This window comes from Caenibius tardaugens NBRC 16725 (assembly GCF_003860345.1).
GTDB classification, from domain to species: domain Bacteria; phylum Pseudomonadota; class Alphaproteobacteria; order Sphingomonadales; family Sphingomonadaceae; genus Caenibius; species Caenibius tardaugens.
Genome location: NZ_CP034179.1, coordinates 2005971 through 2024144, shown reverse-complemented (window position 1 = coordinate 2024144; position 18174 = coordinate 2005971). Strand labels below are relative to the sequence as shown.

Here is an 18174-nt window from a genome sequence, read left to right as displayed (position 1 = left end):
CTACCCCATTTTCTTGAGCAGCCACGAGAAATTCCCGCCGCCGCGTGAAATCATCCCAGCCATGACAAGCTGTTGGATCGGCTGTGGCCTGCCACTGCCGTCCGACCAGAGGCTCTCTTCTATCGAAAGTTCCACGTCGTCAACGCCACTCGCGACAAATTGCCAATAGCTGCCATCGGGCAGGGCCAGCCCCGCCCCTTTCCGGTTTTCGGAGAGGCCCACTTCCACACCGGGCCCGATGTGAAAGCGGATCGCGAAACTGATCTTCCCGCGCTTGCCCCTGCGCCCTTCAGGCATGAGCACATCTTCGCCGCGCAGTTCGCTGCCATCATCGCGTAGAAGCACAATACGGCGATGTATCAGACCATACCGCGCGACATAGCCATCGTGGCTGGCTTCGATACGGGTTGCGCCCGACCCTTCCAGTTCGAGCGTGCGGCGATCGACCTCGACTTCGCCAACGCCGCCGCCCAGTTTGCCGTTGATCAGCACCGCGGTGGAATTCACGTCATCCAGCACCAGCGTCGAATGGGCGGCGGTAGCGCGCAGGCCCTGTTCGATTCGCATCGGAATTTGTCCGCCGGCGAGCGCGGCGCCCCCGCAGTTCACAATGATCCGCTGTCCGCCATGGGACAGTTCCAAGGCCAGCGTCGACGCACACCCGGCGCGGGCATGACGTGCCAGCGGCGGCGGGGCCGCATCGAATTGCAGCAGGGTCTTGCCTGCGGAAACGCGCTGATAACCCCATTGGCGCACATCGCGCAGCGGCCGGGCCCGTACGCCCGTGGCCTCGACCAGCGCAGCCACACGATCGGGCCAGACCGCGCCCGCCCCCTGCCAGTTGCCCAGCCCGCCATCGCCATGCACCAGCGCCAGCAGGGGCGGCACGAGCATGCCCAGCATGACCTCGATCGCCTGCGGTGGATCGACGCGGATCGCGCGATAACAGGCATGCAATTCGACCAGCAGGCCAATTGCGTCCATCTGGTCGAGCGGGCTGCGCGACAGCACGCCACCATCATCCCCCACCAGATCACCCAGCGCACGGATCAGCCCCGCTTCACCGAACAGGCGCCGAGGCCGCCCATCGGGCAGCAGAACGCCCGCAGCGGTGATGGCAGCCCATCCCGCCACTTCCGCCAGCCGGTCTTCCGCCTTGCCGATATTGCGATCCAGCCAGCGGGCCGTCACCGCCATTTCCGCCAGCATGCGCGAACGCAGAACCTTGTCATGGCCCGACAGGAGAAGCGGCGCGTAGACGAACCAGTTCAGCAACCGGAGACCGGCATTGCCGACCTTCCACGAAGCCCCCTTGCCCGGCTTCCCGCTGGCATCCAGCCACGATGCAAGAATGCGTTCCGCCGTTGCGGTGCATTGTTCGCGTGGTGCCGAAGCCGCGAGATCCGCCAGCCAGGTAAACCCATGCACGGTCCGTTCGAACGGCGGCGTCAGCTTGGCAGCGGGGCTGAAATCGATCTGGGCAATCGGAGCCTTGACCCCGTTGATGAGAAAATGCCCGGCGCGCAGGGCCACCCCCGCCGCGCGATCGCCCACCAGCGGGCTTTCCACCGTGGCCAGCAGGCGTGTCTTGGTGGCCTTGCGAAACGGCGAACAGAGCACCGGACCCGGCACGCCCATGCGATAGGCGAAGCGCATGAACCGCTCCGTCGTGCCCAGCGAATCCGGCGCGAATTCCGCCAGAGCCAGGGCCCGGCCCGGTTCGATCAATGTCCCGCGATCGTCTTTCCCGTCACCTGCCGCGGAATGAGACCGCGCAAGCGGTTCATCCAACTGTGCCAGCGGTATGGCCATCGCTCCCTCCGAACCCGTGCGAGGGCTGCCGTTCACATCGTCGCGGCGCAGTGCCGATTGGTTCTGCGTCGCGGCGTCGTTCACTCACGGCCGCCTTTCAGTGCAACGATGTTCGGCGCATATTGATCCGGGCCACCTTTGAAAGCGGCGGAACCCGCCACCAGCACATCGGCCCCGGCATCCACGCATTGCCGCGCGATTTCGGGATTGACCCCGCCATCCACCTCGAGATGAATGGCACGACCGGTCTTGTCGATCATCTTGCGCACAGCCTCGATCTTGCGAAGCTGGCTGGAAATGAAGCTCTGCCCGCCAAAGCCGGGATTAACGCTCATCACCAGAACCAGATCGATCTCGTCGATCAGGTAATCCAGCATTTTGGCCGGGGTTGCAGGATTGAGCGAAATACCCGCCTTCTTGCCCAGCCCCTTGATCGCCTGCACCGTGCGATGCACATGCGGCCCGGCTTCGGGGTGGACCGTGATGATATCCGCGCCCGCTTCGGCGAATGCTTCGAGGTAGGCGTCCACGGGGGAAATCATCAGATGCACATCGAACGGCTTGTCCGACCATCTGCGGATCGCCTTCACCACATTGGGGCCGATTGTGAGATTGGGGACAAAATGCCCATCCATCACATCGACATGAATCCAGTCGGCGCCGGCTTCGTCAATTGCGCGCACTTCTTCACCCAACCGGGCAAAATCGGCAGAAAGGATCGAGGGAGAGATTAAGGGAGTTATGGCCATCTTGGCACCTTGCCTATCCACCAGCCCTTGTGTCCACAAGAACAGCAACCTGCGTTTTCCACACAAGATATCGCGACCACCCCTCCCTTAACGGGACACAGCAGGCAATTCAGTCGCTATTCAGTGGCCGAACTTTACTTCGCCCGGTGAAAAGGAGATGTACCGAGAATGCGTAAACTGCTGACCGCTTCTGCCCTCGCGCTGACCCTTGGCAGCCTCGTGGCCACTGCGGCCCCGGCAGCCGCGCAGTATCGTCAGGAAATTTCGAACGATATGCGCCAGTGCGCCGGCAACAACGGTCCCGCCATCAAGGTGACGGTGCATGGCATTCGTGCCGGCAGCGGGGTCGTGCGCGTGCAAAGCTATCGCGCGACCAATGCCGACTGGATGGCCAAGGGCCGCTGGATCAACCGCATCGAAGCACCCGCCCGCGCCGCGAGCATGACCTTCTGTGTCCCTCTGCCGGATGCGGGCACATACGGGATTGCCGTGCGTCATGATGTGAACGGCAATGGCAAGACCGACATCAGCCGCGATGGCGGCGCCATGTCGAACAACCCCAGCATCAACATCCTGAATCTCGGCAAGCCGAGCTACAAGAAAGTTGGCGTGGCGGTGAATAACGGCGTGACCCCGATCACGATCAATATGCGCTACATGTAACCGCGACGGGCGCACAGACGCACGTCAGCCCATTGGCTTGGCCCGGGTAACCAGTTCGCGCACCAGCACGAGATCATCCACTTTGTCCACATCGACAGCGGCGAGGCCATTGCGTGCGGGAACAGCGGCGGCGTCAATGCCGATCCGCCTGCCCAGCCGGGCAATCGCCGCGCCCAGTGTCAGCTTGCCGCGCGCATAATCCCACAAGACACGCGGGCCCAACCGCGCGGCGATCCGCCACGGCCGCTTGCGGTTGGCCTCCACTTCGCGCCAGGTGGCAATCGCCCCGCCTGCCGCCGGTGTCGCCAGCAGGAACAGGTTGCACCCGGACCATTGGCCGTCGGCAAAGCGCAGCCACGTGCGCCGCGTATCGGGCACCGCGCTTTCCACCACATCGCGCCGGGCAAGCAGCACGGTGACATCGGCCTGCGTCGGACTGTCCGCCACGAACTGTTCCACCCATTCCGGCTGCAACAGGGCATGATCGGCGGTGGTGACCAGCATCGGCGCGCCCAGCAAGGCAAACCCGCGCTCGACGCTGCCGCTCGGCCCGCTTTCCGGCGGGACGAGTTCCGCGCCCAGAGCCTGCGCCAATGCGACGACATCGGGGGCGTCCGCCGCCACCGCGATCCGTTCCACACCGGCAGCGCGCAAGGCCGCGTATACGCGGGCCAGCAAGGGCACCCCGGCCACTTCGACCAGCGCCTTGTGCGCCACACCTTCGGCCAGCGCGACCGGGTCTTGCGCGCCCTGACGCGACCCGGCCAGAATCAGGGCAGATGGCAGGTCGCTCATACCCGCTGCCTGCGCCGTTCGCGCCAGACCCGCCACAACACGCCCGGCGTCGCCAGCAGCGGATGGCGTTCACGCCACGGTGTCAGGGCGATTTTCACCCCGGTGTGCCGTTCGACTTTCCACGCGGCATAGCGCGCAGCGCCGTCGAAGGTGGTGGTGGCCCGCACCAGTCGCACCAGATTGTACGGTTTTCCTAACCGCCTGCGCCGCGCCCACCAGCGCCGGATAGCACCACGTTCCGCCGCTGGCATGGCCGGAGAAAGCACATTGTCATCGCGGGTGAACGGGATGCCGGCATGGTCCAGCGCCACCGGCAGCAGGCCATCGAAATGCACCGGATTGGCGGCGAGGATCGTGTCTTCGCGTCCCGGCTTCTCCACCCGAAATTCGGCCTGATAGGTCGCGCGGAATAGCGCGCGCCAATAGTCTTCCGGTGCACCGCGGTCCGGACCCAGCGCCACGGCCAGTCGCGCCGCCGTGACAATGGCCCCGGTGATAGCGTCCAGAACCTGCGCCCGCGCCGTATCATCGCGTGACCATGCCAGTGCACAGGGTTGCACAAATCGCGCCCAGATCGTGGTGTCGAGCAGATCGCCCGATGCCGCCGCCGCGAATGTCGCCAGCGCCATCGTGGCAACCTTGGCCCGCAGCACGCGGCCATCGTGATCCCATTCGTGGTAGCTGACCCGGGGCCAGATGCCGCTTTCCCTGGGGCCGGGCAGAAGGACGTAGAAATCCAGCACGCCTTCGAGTTCGCCAGTGCGCAAGTTGGACCCGTAAAACAGCACGGCGAGCGCCCCTGCATCCTGCGCGAGTTTCCCCGCGAACGCACGAACCGGCTCTGCCATGGCGGCGTCGAGCGCGGTCGAAACCCGCGCCGCGAGCAGGCCCGGTTCGGATACGCCCGGTTCGGATACGGAATGCCCCATCGGCAATCAGGGGACGATGAACTGGATCTTGGGGCCCATGCGCAAGTGATAACGGCCCGCCGGGAACGCTTCGCCATCGAGAATGAAGCTGTCGTCCACTTCGACGAGTGCTTCCTCCACCGAACCACGATGCACGCCGAGCTTGGCAAAGCCCGGGCGATCCCAGCCGGTGATAAGCCCCGGAACCAGCGCCACCACCCGGCGCAACGGCGCATCGAGCAGCACGTAACGGATACCCGGACGGGGCCGCCCGAACGGATTCAGCCCGGCAGGGAAACGCTGCAGCGTGGAAAAGGCCATGGCATAACGGCTGTCGCGTCGACCATGGCCGGAATGAGCGATTTCAACCCGTTCCTCACCCCCGAAAATGCGCATGCGGGTAACATTCCGCCACGGCGATGCCCCCAGCCCGAACAACGCCTGCGCCACACCGGCCGCCGCCGTCAGGCCCACGGCAAAGCTGTTGAAAGCACCCAGCCGATGCGCCGTCTGTCCATCCTGCGTCGCGATTGTGAAAATTCCCGCGCCAAAGACATAGCCCAGCACAGGCACCCCCTGCCCGTCAGCCTGTTCAACCAGGATCGGTCGCCGTTCGATAACGTGGCCTTTTGCCGCCGCTGCCAGCGCCTCGGACAAAGACCAGTGATTGGGCAGTTCGAGATCGACGGCCAGGGCATTGGTCTTGCCTTTGGGCAGCACGATCAGGTGCGGCCAGCGATCCCCGAAAATCGTCGCCCCGCAGGTCAGCACGTCGCGCACGGTGCCATCGCCACCGTCCACCACCAGAAGATCGATCCCGCGTTCGGCGAAACCGGCCAACACGCGCACCAGCTCGGTCCGTGTCGGCGGGCTGGCGGTGATGATGTTCGGCTGCCCATCGAGTTCGGGCATATGGCCCTTGTTGCGATGGCTGCGCGGATTGCGGATAACCCCGACCAGAGGCGCAGCCGGCACCGAGCCACCTCGCGGCCCGGACGAAGCACCTTGCGCCCCCGCCCGGACGGCAAGCGACCGTGGCAGGCCGCCAAACTGGTAGATCGATCCTTCCATCAGACCCGCTATATCGATGCTGCACGCGCGAAAAACTACCGTTTTTTTACAGAATTATGGTTTTTTGCGCGCTTCAGGCATCGGGGATTACACATAACATACTGATATAACGTTATTATTTTCCAACCCCACATTTACAGCAGCGTAAATGCACACAACAGCGCGCCATTGTCATAACCGGCAGCACACCTTAGGCGATAGGCACCATCACGACAGGCAACAGCGCGATCATGAAACCCGACAACACCAAACCCGCCAGTCAGACGGTGGGGCAGAACCCGACCTTGCTGTGGGGCCTGACAACAGCGGAACGCACCCGTCGCCTCGCCCGCAGCATTGCCTTGCGAGAAGACGCTAGTGCCCCGATCGTGATCGACAACGGCGCGGCAGCGTTCGATCCGGCATGGTTCCGGCACGTTGCCGACCAGCCCGGTCTTGTGCTGACCTTGCGCGGGGTTCCTGCCCTGGGCCATGCGCGCACCGCCGCAGAAGCGGAAGCCCTGCGCAGCGCCATCAGCGAAAACCGGCCGCTGTCGGCGGACCATGGCTTCACCGTCCTCGCTTACGAAGACGGCCCCACGATCATGAACAAGCAGCTGCGCAAGCGCGAAACGCCGTTTCTAATGGCGCTGACGCCGGAAACGCTGCGGCAGGCCGAACGCGCCAGCTACTATGGCGCCTACAAGGGCGTGACAGACATTCTGACCAAGTACCTGTGGCCCGAATGGGCCCTGGTGCTGACCCGCATTGCCGCGAAATTCGGGATCACTCCGAATATGGTCACCGCTGTCGGCGCGATCCTGTGTGTCGCGGCGACAATTGCCTTCGCCTATGGCCGGTATTGGGAAGGCATGGCCATGGGGCTGGTCTTCATGGTGCTGGACACGGTCGACGGCAAACTCGCCCGCTGCACCATAACTTCCAGCTGGTGGGGGAACATTTTCGATCACGGCATCGATCTCGTGCATCCGCCATTCTGGTGGTGGTTCTGGGCAACCGGGCTGGTTTACTGGGGGCTCGCACTCGATACGACAACGTTCTGGTGGGTGCAGGCCGCCATTCAGGGTGGCTATATCGTGCAGCGCCTGATCGAAGGGCTGTTCATGCGCCAGAACGACATGATGCATATCCATGTCTGGCGCAGGTTCGACAGCCAGTTCCGCCTGATTACTGCCCGCCGCAACCCGAACATGGTCATTCTGTTTGTCGCCATGTTGTTTTCCCGCCCTGATTTGGGGATTATCGCGGTGGCATGGTGGACCGTGCTGTCCTGCGCCATCCATGCGATCCGCCTGATACAGGCCCGGATCGTCGTGGCGCGCGGCGGGACCATCACCTCCTGGCTGGCAGAGGAACAGGCATGAACGATACGATCCGGGCCTTTGGCTATCCCGCGACACTGATCCGCGAATACGATCACTGGGTGGTGCTGCTGCGACCCGCACAGCCGACGCTGGGCAGCCTCGTACTGGCCGCGAAATCCGATGTGACCGCATTTGGCAGCCTCCCCGCCGGGGCCCATGCCGAACTGCAACAGATCACCGGGGCTATCGAAACCGCACTGGGCCGCTTCGTCGGCTTTGCCAAAATCAACTATCTCATGCTGATGATGGTCGATCCGCATGTCCATTTCCACGTCATCCCCCGTTACGAGGGCGCGCGCGAATGGAACGGCCGGGAATTCGTGGATGTGGGCTGGCCCAAATTACCGGATCTGGGCCACGCGATTGCCCTGACGGCCGATGAGATAATTCAACTGCGTGAAGAGGTTGCAGGGCATTTCGAATGAGGGCAAACTTTATGGATGCTTTCAATTGGAATTTTCGTTCACAATCTTGCTGCAACCGGGGTCGTACGCAACGCCATAGCGATCGCCCAGCATATGCAGCAGGCCGGATGGGATGTCCGGCTGCTGCTGTGCTATGACAATGGCGATCTTGCGGGGCAGGCAGCGTCCATAAAACGCGAAGTCCTGCTCGATGCATCCCGCAACAAGCGTTCGCGCTCACTCGCCATGGCCTATACCATTCCGCGTCTGCGGGCCTCGTTACAACGCAACCCGCCCGATATTCTCCTCTCCGCCGGGAATCATGCACATTTGCCGTGCCTTCTCGCCAGCAGGGGGTTGCGCAAGCCACAGCGGGTCTATCGCATCAGCAATGACCTGACGCATCAGGCCGACGGATTGCGTTCGCTGCCCGGAGCCATTCGGCGGCGGCTGGTGGCCCGCGCGATCATCCGCGATGGCGCGCAAGTGGTGATGGTTTCACCCGGGCTGGCGCAGGAGCCAGTGCTGGCCCGGGCCCTGGATGCGGGCAAGGCGCAGATCATCCGCAACGGGGTGCCTCTGGATAAAATCGCCGCGCAAAAGACAGCGCCCTGCGATCACCCGTGGTTCGCCGAAGACATCCCTGTGGTGATCGCCGTCGGGCGGCTGGTGGAACAGAAGAATTTTCCCACGCTGATGCGCGCGGTGGCAGAAGCCCGCCGCACCCGCGATCTGCGCCTGCTGCTGCTGGGCGGCGGCAAAGCCGGTAATCGCGCAGAACTGGAACGACTCGGTGCGCAACTGGGCTTGTCCGACAGCCTCGATTTCGTCGGGCGGATTGCCAACCCGTTCCCTTATGTCGCCCGGGCGGCGACACTGGTGCTTCCGTCGCTATGGGAAGGATCGGCCAACGTCCTGCTCGAAGCGATGGCTTGCGACACGCCAGTCGTGGCATCGGCTACTGCGGGCAATGCCGCAGAAGTTCTCGACAACGGGCGTTATGGCATTCTCGTCGACCCAATGGACATCCAGGCGATGGCCCGCGCGATCCTGCAGCAATGCGATCCGGCCACCCGCGTGGCTCCGGGGCGACGCGCGGCAGAATTCGACATCCGCACGACCCTGGGTTCTTATCAGCGCCTGTTTTCCGACGTTTTGGCCGCCAATCAGGTATCCCCTGCCGCCCACTGATCGGTCAGGTCTGTCGCGATTTCGATATCGTTGAGGAAATCGACTTCGGCCCAGCCGAGCCCTTCGATCGAAACCGTGCCGACCTTGCCCGTCGGCGCCAGACTGTCGATCACCTTGAGATACCAGTGCTGCACCCCTTCCGGGGTGCGCATCGCCGCACGCACGGCATTGCGGAACAAAGCCGCACCTTCCCCGCGAAACGCCAGAAACCCGATCGATTCAGCGTTGGTTTCGTCCGCGCCCAGCGTCTTGCCGATGCGCATAAGGCGATCGCCTTCGCGCACGACTTTCATATCGTCGCTGTCATAACCGTCCTTGACGTCCACTGTCACCGCGATCGGCCAGTCATTATCCTGCTGCACCCGCGCCACGATCTTTTCCGAAACCAGCGTATCGCCGTTGAGGATCAGGAAATCATCGTGCATCACATCCCGCGCGATCCAGCACGATCCGAGATTATCCGCCACTTTGTAGAAGGGATTGAACCGGGTGCGGATCTCCACCCGTGGGTCGCGGATGGCGGCAATCGCTTCGTCCACCATATCGGTCATGAACCCGGTCACCACATCGATCCGCCGAACGCCCCCGCGCGCCAGCATCTCGATCTGCCAGGACAGCAGCGAGCGCCCCGAAAACTCGATCAGGCATTTGGGCCGGTCCACCGTAAGGGGCAACATACGCGAGCCCTGACCCGCGCTGAGCAATATGGCATGTTCGATCATGACGCCCCTCTAATCCGGGATTGCGCCCGAATGAAGGCATTATTGCGGGTTTGCCCACTGCCCCGGGCCAGAACCACCGCCCCCTGACCGGTCGGCCCGTTCTCACAACACCGCCAATGCGCTTGCGCAAACGGATCGGCTCGTTCAAAGGCTAAGCAATGCCTGCCAAGGCCCGCTCGCGACCAATGCCCGAATCCTTGCTGGGCCGTATGCTTACCAACACCGTCTGGCTGTTGGGCGGCAAGGGTTTCGGCGCGATTTGCAGCCTGCTCTATCTGGCCATTCTCACCCGTTCGCTCGGCCTTAAGGGCTTCGGGCACTTTTCACTTATTTTCGGGACGTCGCAGGCGCTTGTCGCCATTGCAGGGTTCCAGACATGGCGCATTGTCGTGCGTTATGGCGCCGAACATGTGCACAACAAGAACTGGGGCGCATTCGGGCGTCTGAGCATGCTGTGCGGTATCCTCGATGTGCTGGGCGCCATCGTCGGCAGCGTGATCGCATGGGTGGTCTTCTACCAGTTCGGTGATGCTCTCGACATCAACCCCGACCTGGTGGGTACGGCCTTCTGGTTCAGCGTCGCGGCGCTGTGGGCCATCGTATCGGCCCCCACAGGCATCGTTCGTGCGCTCGACCGGTTCGATGCGGCGACTTATGTGGAGGCGATTGTCCCCGTTGGCCGCCTGATTGCGGCTGTTGGCATCTGGCTGACCGGCCCCAGTCTGGTCCGTTTCCTGATCGCCTGGGCGGTTATCGATCTTATCGAAGCGGCCTTGTACTGGGCGCTGGCGCGGTATCTCGCCCCCGATGCAATTAACTGGCGGGTCATGCGCCAATGGCGCGAGGCCCTGCACGAGAACCTCGGAATCGTCCGCTTCTTCCTGGTGACTTTCGCCACGGCCACAGTGGACGCGGCCATCCGCAACGGGCCGCTGCTGGCCGTCGGCTATTTCGCCGGGACCAAGGCTGCGGGCCTGTTCCGTCTGGCGCAGCAACTCAGCCAGGGGCTGGGCAAACTGTCCACGCTGCTGACCCGTTCCGCCTATGCCGAAATCGCCCGCGCGCGTTTTGCCGCAGCATCCGGGGAATTCCGCAAGCTCGTCATACACACCAGCCTGCTGGCTGGCGGGGCGAGCGCACTGATCGTGGTGCTGGCAATCGTGCTGGGCAAGCAATTGCTGGCTCTGCTGGGCGGGGATGCATTCGGCGCGGCCCATGTCATCCTTGTTCCACTGACGATCGGCGCCGCTTTCGAATTGGCCAGTGTCGCCTTCGAACCGGTGCTTCATTCGACCGGCAATGCCCGTCAGGCGCTCGGAGCCAAGCTGTTTTCGCTGGCGGCATTGGCCGTCTCGATCAGCATTTTTGCGCCAACCCATACCGCCACCGGGATTGGTTGGGCCGTCGCCATTGCCGGGGCCATTGCCTATATTTTCGCAGGGATCATGGCGTGGCGCAAACTGGACACGCCGCCTCCGCCCGCGTCAGCAGACTAGGCCCCGCCCTCTAACCTTTGAAATTGTCCTTGAGGGCGCGAATTTCCGCGAAAGCCGCAGCCGGATCGGAACCGGCGCGCAACAAGGGCGCGCGCAGGAACGGATTGGTTTCGCGTTCCGCCCCGATCGTGGTCGGCACGGTGGGTTCGCCCCGGTCGCGCGCCGCGCGCACCTGATCCATTCGGGCGGCCAGTGCGGGTGAATCATCCACCGTCACCGCGAAACGCCCGTTCGACAGCGTATATTCGTGGGCGCTGTAAGCCACTGTTTGCGGCGGCAACGCGGCAAGGCGCGACAGGCTGTCCCACATCTGTTGCGCGGTGCCTTCGAACAGCCGACCACAGCCGAGCGGAAACAGCGTATCGCCAACGAAAGCCACACCATCATCCGCATCGTGATAACAGATGTGCCCCAGCGTGTGGCCACCCGTATCGATGACAGCAAAGCGCGTCCCCCCCAGATCGACAGCATCGCCGTCGCCCACCGTGCGATCGAGGGGATAATGGGCAAGCACTTCCTGCGGCCCGACCAGTTCCGCACCGAACCGCGCCTTGATCGCCGCGTTCCCGCCCGCGTGATCGGGATGCCAGTGTGTGTTCAACACCATATCGATGCCCCAGCCCAGCCGTTCTGCCTCCGCGATAATGGCATCGGCATCGGGCGTATCGATGCAGGCGACCTTGCCGCTCGCCACATCCCGCACCAGAAAACCGTAATTGTCGCTCAGGCAGGGAAACTGATGAATAGTCAGGGGCATGGGCGTCCTCTGCAGCAAGGGGGCTGTGATACAATCGTGACGGGTATTATCGGCACAAATAGGCGTGAAGGGAAGGCTCAGGCCAAGGCCAGCACGCTGGTGAGGATATAACGGATCAAATCGTTCTGCCCGCGCGCGCCCATCTTGGCATAGATCTTCTTCGAATAGTTCCGGGCAGTTTCCACAGTGATGCCGAGATTTTCCGCGGCTTCGGCGATGCTCATCCCGCGGCTGAGCGCCAGTGCCAGCCGTGCTTCGCTGGGGAGCAGGCCGAAAAGTTCGGCGATCTGTTCGTAACGGTCTGATTCCGACTGGGTATCACCCTGCAGATAGGCAATCATCACCGGGCTGCCCGCCACACCTTCGTCTTCACCATTTGCGGGCGCCAGCAGCATTTCAAGCCAGGGATCGGTGCTGATCCGCATGGCGCGGGGCCGTTCTCCCGGGGATGAGGCGATCGCCTTCATCGCCGCAGACAGTCTCCGTTCGGTCTGCGGATCGCTAGCGGTCAGCCTGCCATTACGGGCAATTCGCAGGCCCTGCCCATATTTCAGCATGCGCTTCGCCTGCTCGGTCGTTTCCACCACGCGCCCGTGGGCATCGAGACTGATCCAGCCGAAGGCCAGGCGGCGCATCATGTCATCCGCAATGCTGGCGCGCATCTTTTCGCGTTCCAGCGCAATATAGCTGCGCAGGGCGATCCGGAAATGTTCGGCAAGACGGCTGAACAGCGCCGAATCCGCAGCCGAAAAATCATCCCGGTCGCGCGACATGCTGATCCAGGTGCTGACCCCGCTGGGTTCGGATACGCGCACCAGCCGCATGTAGCGGATACCGCTGGGCGCCAGCACTTCCCGGCGGAAGATATCGTGCGTGGGATTGCCGTCGATAAACAGATCGGACAGCGCATAGACCCGCCCTTCTCGCAAATTGAAATCGAGAAAGGGGTCGTTCTTGTACAATTCCTCGCGATACAGGCGGTTGAGCGATGGCGGCGCGCGCGTACCCGAAAACAGTTCCACCGGACTGTTCGCCGGGCGATCGGGCGGACGAAAAATAATCCCCGCATAGCGCGCACCCATGCGCGCACGCAGGCGATCCAGAAAGGTGCTCCACAAGGGCTGTTCAAACGCGCCGGAATAGAGCGCTGTCAAGAGATCGTCTTCATCGCGTGCGGTCAACATGGCCGGTTCCTGCCCTTCGAAAACATACTCCCATATGGGAGGCTACATGTCGAGAATCATTCCCTAGTTATTTCGGCATCGGGCGTTGCATTGGAATCGGCAACGCATTGGAATGGGACAGGAAGAAAGGTACCATCACCAGATGACGATGACCCATTTGCAACGGCTTGAGGCCGAAAGCATTCACATCATGCGCGAAGTTGTTGCCGAGGCGGAACGCCCGGTAATGCTCTATTCCGTGGGCAAGGATTCGGCGGTCATGCTGCACCTTGCGAAGAAGGCGTTCTATCCGGCGCCCCCGCCGTTCCCGCTGCTGCACGTGGACACGACCTGGAAGTTCCAGGACATGTACAAGCTGCGCAACAAGGCGGCGCAGGATGCCGGCATGGAACTGCTGATCTATCAGAACCCCGAAGCGATCGAAAAGGGCATCAACCCGTTCGACCACGGTCCACTCCATACCGATATGTGGAAGACCGAAGGTCTGAAGCAGGCGCTCGACAAGTACGGTTTTGATGCCGCCTTCGGCGGTGCGCGCCGTGACGAGGAAAAGAGCCGCGCCAAGGAACGCATCTTCTCGTTCCGCAACGCCAACCATGGCTGGGACCCGAAGAACCAGCGCCCGGAACTGTGGAAGCTGTACAACGCCCGCAAGAGCAAGGGCGAAAGCATCCGCGTGTTCCCGCTGTCAAACTGGACCGAGCTGGACATCTGGCAGTACATCCATCTCGAAAATATCGAGATCGTGCCGCTCTACTTCTCGGCCAAGCGCCCGACAGTGGAACGCGACGGCATGCTGTTGATGGTCGACGATGACCGTTTCCCGCTGGCCGAAGGCGAAGTGCCGGTCGAACGTTCGATCCGCTTCCGCACGCTGGGATGCTATCCACTGACCGGCGCCGTTGAAAGCGAAGCCGCAACATTGCCCGAAATTATCCAGGAAATGCTGCTGACGACGACGTCAGAACGGCAAGGCCGCGCCATCGACAAGGACGAAGGCGGCGCTGGCATGGAGAAGAAGAAGCAGGAGGGGTATTTCTGATGACCGGGACGACCACCACCCAGGAGCCGGTATACAAGACCGATGCACTGATTTCCGAGGATATCGACAAGTACCTCGAGGTGCACCAGCACAAGACGATGCTCCGCTTCATTACCTGCGGCAGCGTCGATGACGGCAAGTCGACACTGATCGGCCGCCTGCTGTACGATTCGAAGATGATCTTCGAGGATCAGCTTGCCGCGCTGGAAAGCGACAGCAAGAAGGTCGGCACGCAGGGTCAGCAGATCGATTTCGCCCTGCTGGTCGACGGTCTTGCCGCGGAACGCGAACAGGGCATCACGATTGACGTGGCCTATCGCTTCTTCGCGACCGAAAAGCGCAAGTTCATCGTTGCCGACTGCCCGGGCCACGAGCAGTACACCCGCAACATGATCACCGGCGCGTCGACCGCCGATCTGGCGGCTGTCATGATCGATGCCCGCAAGGGCGTGCTGACGCAGACGCGTCGCCACTCGTTCCTCGCCAAGCTGATCGGCATCAAGCATATCGTGCTGGCCGTGAACAAGATGGACCTGGTCGATTATGATCAGTCCACCTTTGACCGGATCGTGGCGGATTATCGCGATTTCGCGAAGCAGATTGGCATCGAATCGTTCACCGCCATTCCGATTTCGGGCCTCGCTGGTGACAATATCACCACGCGCAGCGAAAACACGGCGTGGTACACCGGCCCGGTTCTGCTGGAACATCTCGAAACCGTCGATCTCGATACCGACGAGAACGCAACCGATGCGTTCCGCCTGCCCGTGCAGTGGGTCAACCGTCCGAACCTCGATTTCCGTGGTTTCGCCGGCCAGATCGCTGCTGGCACGGTCAAGCCGGGTGATGCGATCCGCGTGATCCCGTCGGGCAAGACCAGCACGATTTCGCGTATCGTCAGCTTCGACGGCGATCTCGATCAGGCTTCCGCCGGTCAGTCGATCACAGTGACGTTCGACGATGAAATCGACTGTTCGCGCGGTGACGTGATCTGCGCAGCCGACGATCCGGCCGAAGCGGCCGACCAGTTCGAGGCGACCGTTGTGTGGATGGCGGACGAGGAAATGCTCCCCGGCCGTAACTACATCCTCAAGATCGGCACGCAGACCGTGTCGGCTGCGGTACAGCATCCCAAGTACCGCATCGACGTGAACACGATGGAACATCTGGCCGCGAAAACGCTCGGCCTGAACGACATCGGCGTCTGCGAACTGAGCACGGACAAGCGGGTGGTCTATTCCGCCTATACCGAAAACAAGGACATGGGCGGTTTCATCCTGATCGACCGGATGACCAATGCCACTGTGGCCGCGGGCACGCTGCACTTCGCACTGCGCCGGGCACAGAACGTCCACTGGCAGTCGATCGACGTCAGCCGCGAATCGCATGCCGCGATCAAGAACCAGCGTCCGCGGGTTCTGTGGTTCACCGGCCTGTCGGGTTCGGGCAAGTCGACCATTGCCAACCTTGTCGAGCAGAAGCTGCATGCCCTGGGCAAGCACACCTTCATTCTCGATGGCGACAATATCCGCCACGGGCTCAACAAGGACCTTGGCTTCACCGATGCCGACCGCGTGGAAAACATCCGCCGCATCGGCGAGGTGGCGCGCCTGATGACCGATGCCGGCCTGATCGTGCTGACTTCGTTCATCTCGCCCTTCCGTGCCGAACGCCAGCTGGCGCGCAGCATGATGGGCGAAGGCGAATTCGTGGAAATCTACGTCAACACCCCGCTCGAAGTGGCCGAAAGCCGCGACGTGAAGGGCCTCTACAAGAAGGCGCGTGCGGGTGACCTGAAGAACTTCACGGGTATCGACAGCCCCTACGAACCGCCTGAAAATCCGGAAATCACCGTGGATACGACCACGATGTCTGCGGAACAGGCTGCCGAACTGATCGTCGATCAGGTGCTCTCGTGAGCGGCACCAGCGCGATCGTTCAGGACGACGCCGAACTCGCCGCCCGCCTGGCCGATGCAGCAGGAAAAATCCTGCTGCAGGTCCGGGAAAGCGGCCTGATCGGGGGCAAGGCACTGGGCAAGGCCGGTGATGTCACCGCCAACCAGTTCCTCATCTGTGCGCTGCGCGAGCAGCGCGCGGAGGATGGCCTGCTGTCCGAAGAAAGCAAGGACACCGAGGAACGGCTGGCCAAGTCGCGGGTGTGGATCATCGATCCGGTCGACGGCACGCGCGAATATGGCGAAGAACGCACCGACTGGGCGGTCCATATCGCCCTGACAGTGGACGGTATCCCGACCATTGGCGCGGTCGCACTGCCCGGCCTCGATCTGGTGCTGCGTTCGGACCAGCCCGCTCCGCTGCCGCCAGAGGGTTCACCGCTGCGCATGGTGGTCAGCCGGACCCGTCCGGCGGCCGAAGCCGTGGCTGTTGCCGAAGCAATCGGGGCCGAATTGGTTCCGATGGGCTCGGCTGGGGCAAAGGCCATGGCGGTTATCCGCGGCGAAGCGGATATCTACCTCCATTCCGGCGGCCAGTTCGAATGGGACAGCTGCGCTCCCGTGGCGGTGGCGCAGGCCTATGGCCTGCACTGTTCCCGCATCGATGGGTCGCCGCTGATCTACAATCAGGCTGATACCTACATGCCCGACCTGCTGATCTGCAGGAAGGAGCATGCTGATTTGGTACTCGAAAAAGTGAAACAGGCGACACAACTGGCCTAAATCACAAGTCAATACAGGGCACGGTATAGCCGTAAGGACTGGAAATTGTGACCGGGCGCTCCTAGGAGACCGCCCAAGCAAGGCGGATTTCAAATGCCGCCCCAGGTCGCAACTTTCCTATCGGAGGATATACCGTGCCCCTCAAACCCATTTATCTGGTTTCCGGCGTCCGGACTGCTATCGGTGATTTCGGTGGCGGTCTGAAAAGCTTCAAGCCGGACCAGCTGGCCACCGCCGTGCTTGGCGAAGCCATTTCCCGCGCTGGCGTGACGCCAGATGACATTGGCCATGTCGTAATCGGCCAGGTCATCCAGAGCGAGCCGCGCGATGCCTATCTGGCCCGTGTCTCGGCCGTGAATGCCGGAATCCCCGTCGCCACCCCTGCGCTGACGATCAACCGTCTTTGCGGTTCGGGCTTGGAGTCGATCATTCTCGCCGCACGTATCGTCGCTGATGGCGAAGCCGACATTGCCGCCGCCGGTGGCACCGAAAGCATGAGCAATGCCCCCCACGTCCTGAAAAGCGCCCGTTGGGGCAACAAGATGGGCGATATGGTCATGATCGACGCCATGCTTGCCACGCTGCAGGATCCGTTCGGTAACGGGCATATGGGCGTCACTGCAGAAAATGTGGCCGAACGCTACAGCATCGGTCGTGAAGAACAGGACGCACTGGCCGTCGAAAGCCATCAGCGCGCCGCCCGCGCCATCGCGGAAGGCCGCTTCAAGAGCCAGATTCTCCCGATCGAGATCAAGACCCGCAAGGGCACCACGGTGTTCGATACCGACGAACACGTCCGCGCCGATGCCTCGGTGGAACAGATGGGCGCGCTGAAGGCGGCCTTCAAGAAGGACGGCACCGTCACCCCGGGCAACGCATCGGGCATCAACGACGCCGCCGCCGCCGTGATCGTGGCATCCGAAGAAGCCGTGCAGGCCAAGGGGCTGAAGCCCATGGCCAAGATCATCGCATGGGGCCATGCAGGCGTTGCACCGGAAGTGATGGGCCTCGGCCCGATCCAGGCCGTGCCGATCGCGCTGGAACGCGCTGGGCTAACCATTGCCGATATCGACGTCATCGAATCCAACGAAGCCTTCGCGGTGCAGGCCTGCGCCGTGGCCAAGGATCTGGGTTTCCCGCCGGAGAAGGTCAATCCCAACGGCAGCGGTATCTCGCTGGGCCATGCCGTCGGCGCTACCGGATCGGTGATCACCGTCAAGGCGATGTACGAACTGGAGCGGATCGGCGGTCGCTATGCGCTGGTCACCATGTGCATCGGTGGCGGGCAAGGCATTGCCATGATCATCGAACGCTGCGCCTGATCGACACACGACAA

17 protein-coding genes are annotated in these 18174 nt (G+C 62.6%); 9 read left to right on the top strand and 8 right to left on the bottom strand.

Features of this window, described 5'->3' with window-relative positions; translation table 11 throughout:
* Both EGO55_RS09335 and rpe read right to left on the bottom strand, forming a co-directional pair.
* Positions 1-1812, bottom strand: coding sequence for a heparinase II/III family protein (locus tag EGO55_RS09335; RefSeq protein ID WP_052023663.1), 1812 nt, complete (start codon positions 1810-1812; stop codon positions 1-3).
* Between the two features lie 80 nt (positions 1813-1892).
* Positions 1893-2561 (bottom strand): ribulose-phosphate 3-epimerase, encoded by a 669-nt coding sequence (rpe, locus tag EGO55_RS09330; protein ID WP_021689686.1) that lies wholly within the window; start codon positions 2559-2561, stop codon positions 1893-1895.
* A 168-nt stretch (positions 2562-2729) separates the two neighbouring features.
* Between rpe and EGO55_RS09325 the strand changes: the two genes are divergently transcribed.
* Complete coding sequence (locus tag EGO55_RS09325) at positions 2730-3224, top strand: DUF2141 domain-containing protein (RefSeq protein ID WP_021689687.1); 495 nt, start codon at positions 2730-2732, stop codon at positions 3222-3224.
* Between the two features lie 24 nt (positions 3225-3248).
* On the opposite strand, the gene EGO55_RS09320 is transcribed toward EGO55_RS09325, so the two are convergent.
* From EGO55_RS09320 to EGO55_RS09310, 3 genes are read right to left on the bottom strand one after another with little or no spacing between them, the layout of a single operon-like run.
* A complete protein-coding gene (locus EGO55_RS09320) occupies positions 3249-4019 on the bottom strand; it encodes a nucleotidyltransferase family protein (RefSeq protein WP_021689688.1) in 771 nt (256 codons plus the stop codon).
* Entirely contained in the window at positions 4016-4948 is a 933-nt protein-coding gene (locus EGO55_RS09315) for a hypothetical protein (RefSeq protein ID WP_021689689.1), read from the bottom strand. The genes EGO55_RS09320 and EGO55_RS09315 overlap by 4 nt, the downstream gene beginning before the upstream one ends.
* Before the next feature lie 6 nt (positions 4949-4954).
* Positions 4955-5998, bottom strand: coding sequence for a diacylglycerol kinase family protein (locus EGO55_RS09310; protein ID WP_021689690.1), 1044 nt, complete (start codon positions 5996-5998; stop codon positions 4955-4957).
* A 230-nt stretch (positions 5999-6228) separates the two neighbouring features.
* Between EGO55_RS09310 and EGO55_RS09305 the strand changes: the two genes are divergently transcribed.
* From EGO55_RS09305 to EGO55_RS09295, 3 genes are read left to right on the top strand one after another with little or no spacing between them, the layout of a single operon-like run.
* Positions 6229-7362 carry a CDP-alcohol phosphatidyltransferase family protein gene (locus tag EGO55_RS09305; RefSeq protein WP_021689691.1) on the top strand — a complete coding sequence of 378 codons (1134 nt, stop codon included), beginning with the start codon at positions 6229-6231 and terminating at the stop codon, positions 7360-7362.
* Positions 7359-7787 (top strand): HIT family protein, encoded by a 429-nt coding sequence (locus EGO55_RS09300; protein ID WP_021689692.1) that lies wholly within the window; start codon positions 7359-7361, stop codon positions 7785-7787. Before EGO55_RS09305 ends, EGO55_RS09300 begins: the two co-directional genes overlap by 4 nt.
* A gap of 15 nt (positions 7788-7802) precedes the next feature.
* Positions 7803-8957 carry a glycosyltransferase gene (locus tag EGO55_RS09295; RefSeq protein WP_021689693.1) on the top strand — a complete coding sequence of 385 codons (1155 nt, stop codon included), beginning with the start codon at positions 7803-7805 and terminating at the stop codon, positions 8955-8957.
* Here EGO55_RS09295 and EGO55_RS09290 read toward each other — a convergent pair.
* Positions 8933-9679, bottom strand: coding sequence for a phosphocholine cytidylyltransferase family protein (locus EGO55_RS09290; protein WP_021689694.1), 747 nt, complete (start codon positions 9677-9679; stop codon positions 8933-8935). The genes EGO55_RS09295 and EGO55_RS09290 overlap by 25 nt on opposite strands.
* A 158-nt stretch (positions 9680-9837) precedes the next feature.
* On the opposite strand from EGO55_RS09290, the gene EGO55_RS09285 reads away from it, so the two are divergent.
* Positions 9838-11175 (top strand): lipopolysaccharide biosynthesis protein, encoded by a 1338-nt coding sequence (locus EGO55_RS09285; protein WP_040715243.1) that lies wholly within the window; start codon positions 9838-9840, stop codon positions 11173-11175.
* A 10-nt stretch (positions 11176-11185) separates the two neighbouring features.
* On the opposite strand, the gene gloB is transcribed toward EGO55_RS09285, so the two are convergent.
* Both gloB and EGO55_RS09275 read right to left on the bottom strand, forming a co-directional pair.
* The gene (gene gloB / locus EGO55_RS09280; protein ID WP_021689696.1) at positions 11186-11932 is read right to left on the bottom strand and encodes a hydroxyacylglutathione hydrolase; all 747 of its coding nucleotides are present in this window, start codon (positions 11930-11932) and stop codon (positions 11186-11188) included.
* Between the two features lie 77 nt (positions 11933-12009).
* On the bottom strand, positions 12010-13116 hold the full coding sequence (locus EGO55_RS09275) for a helix-turn-helix transcriptional regulator (RefSeq protein WP_021689697.1): 1107 nt from the start codon (positions 13114-13116) through the stop codon (positions 12010-12012).
* A 142-nt stretch (positions 13117-13258) separates the two neighbouring features.
* On the opposite strand from EGO55_RS09275, the gene cysD reads away from it, so the two are divergent.
* The 4 genes from cysD to bktB all read left to right on the top strand — a co-directional run bounded on the left by cysD (position 13259) and on the right by bktB (position 18160).
* Positions 13259-14158: a sulfate adenylyltransferase subunit CysD gene (gene cysD / locus EGO55_RS09270; protein ID WP_021689698.1), complete on the top strand. Its 900-nt coding sequence runs from the start codon at positions 13259-13261 to the stop codon at positions 14156-14158.
* Positions 14158-16077, top strand: coding sequence for a sulfate adenylyltransferase subunit CysN (gene cysN / locus EGO55_RS09265; RefSeq protein ID WP_021689699.1), 1920 nt, complete (start codon positions 14158-14160; stop codon positions 16075-16077). The genes cysD and cysN overlap by 1 nt, the downstream gene beginning before the upstream one ends.
* A complete protein-coding gene (locus EGO55_RS09260; protein ID WP_021689700.1) occupies positions 16074-16838 on the top strand; it encodes a 3'(2'),5'-bisphosphate nucleotidase CysQ in 765 nt (254 codons plus the stop codon). The genes cysN and EGO55_RS09260 overlap by 4 nt, the downstream gene beginning before the upstream one ends.
* 134 nt (positions 16839-16972) lie before the next feature.
* Complete coding sequence (gene bktB / locus EGO55_RS09255) at positions 16973-18160, top strand: beta-ketothiolase BktB (protein ID WP_021689701.1); 1188 nt, start codon at positions 16973-16975, stop codon at positions 18158-18160.
* Positions 18161-18174 lie beyond the last annotated feature (14 nt).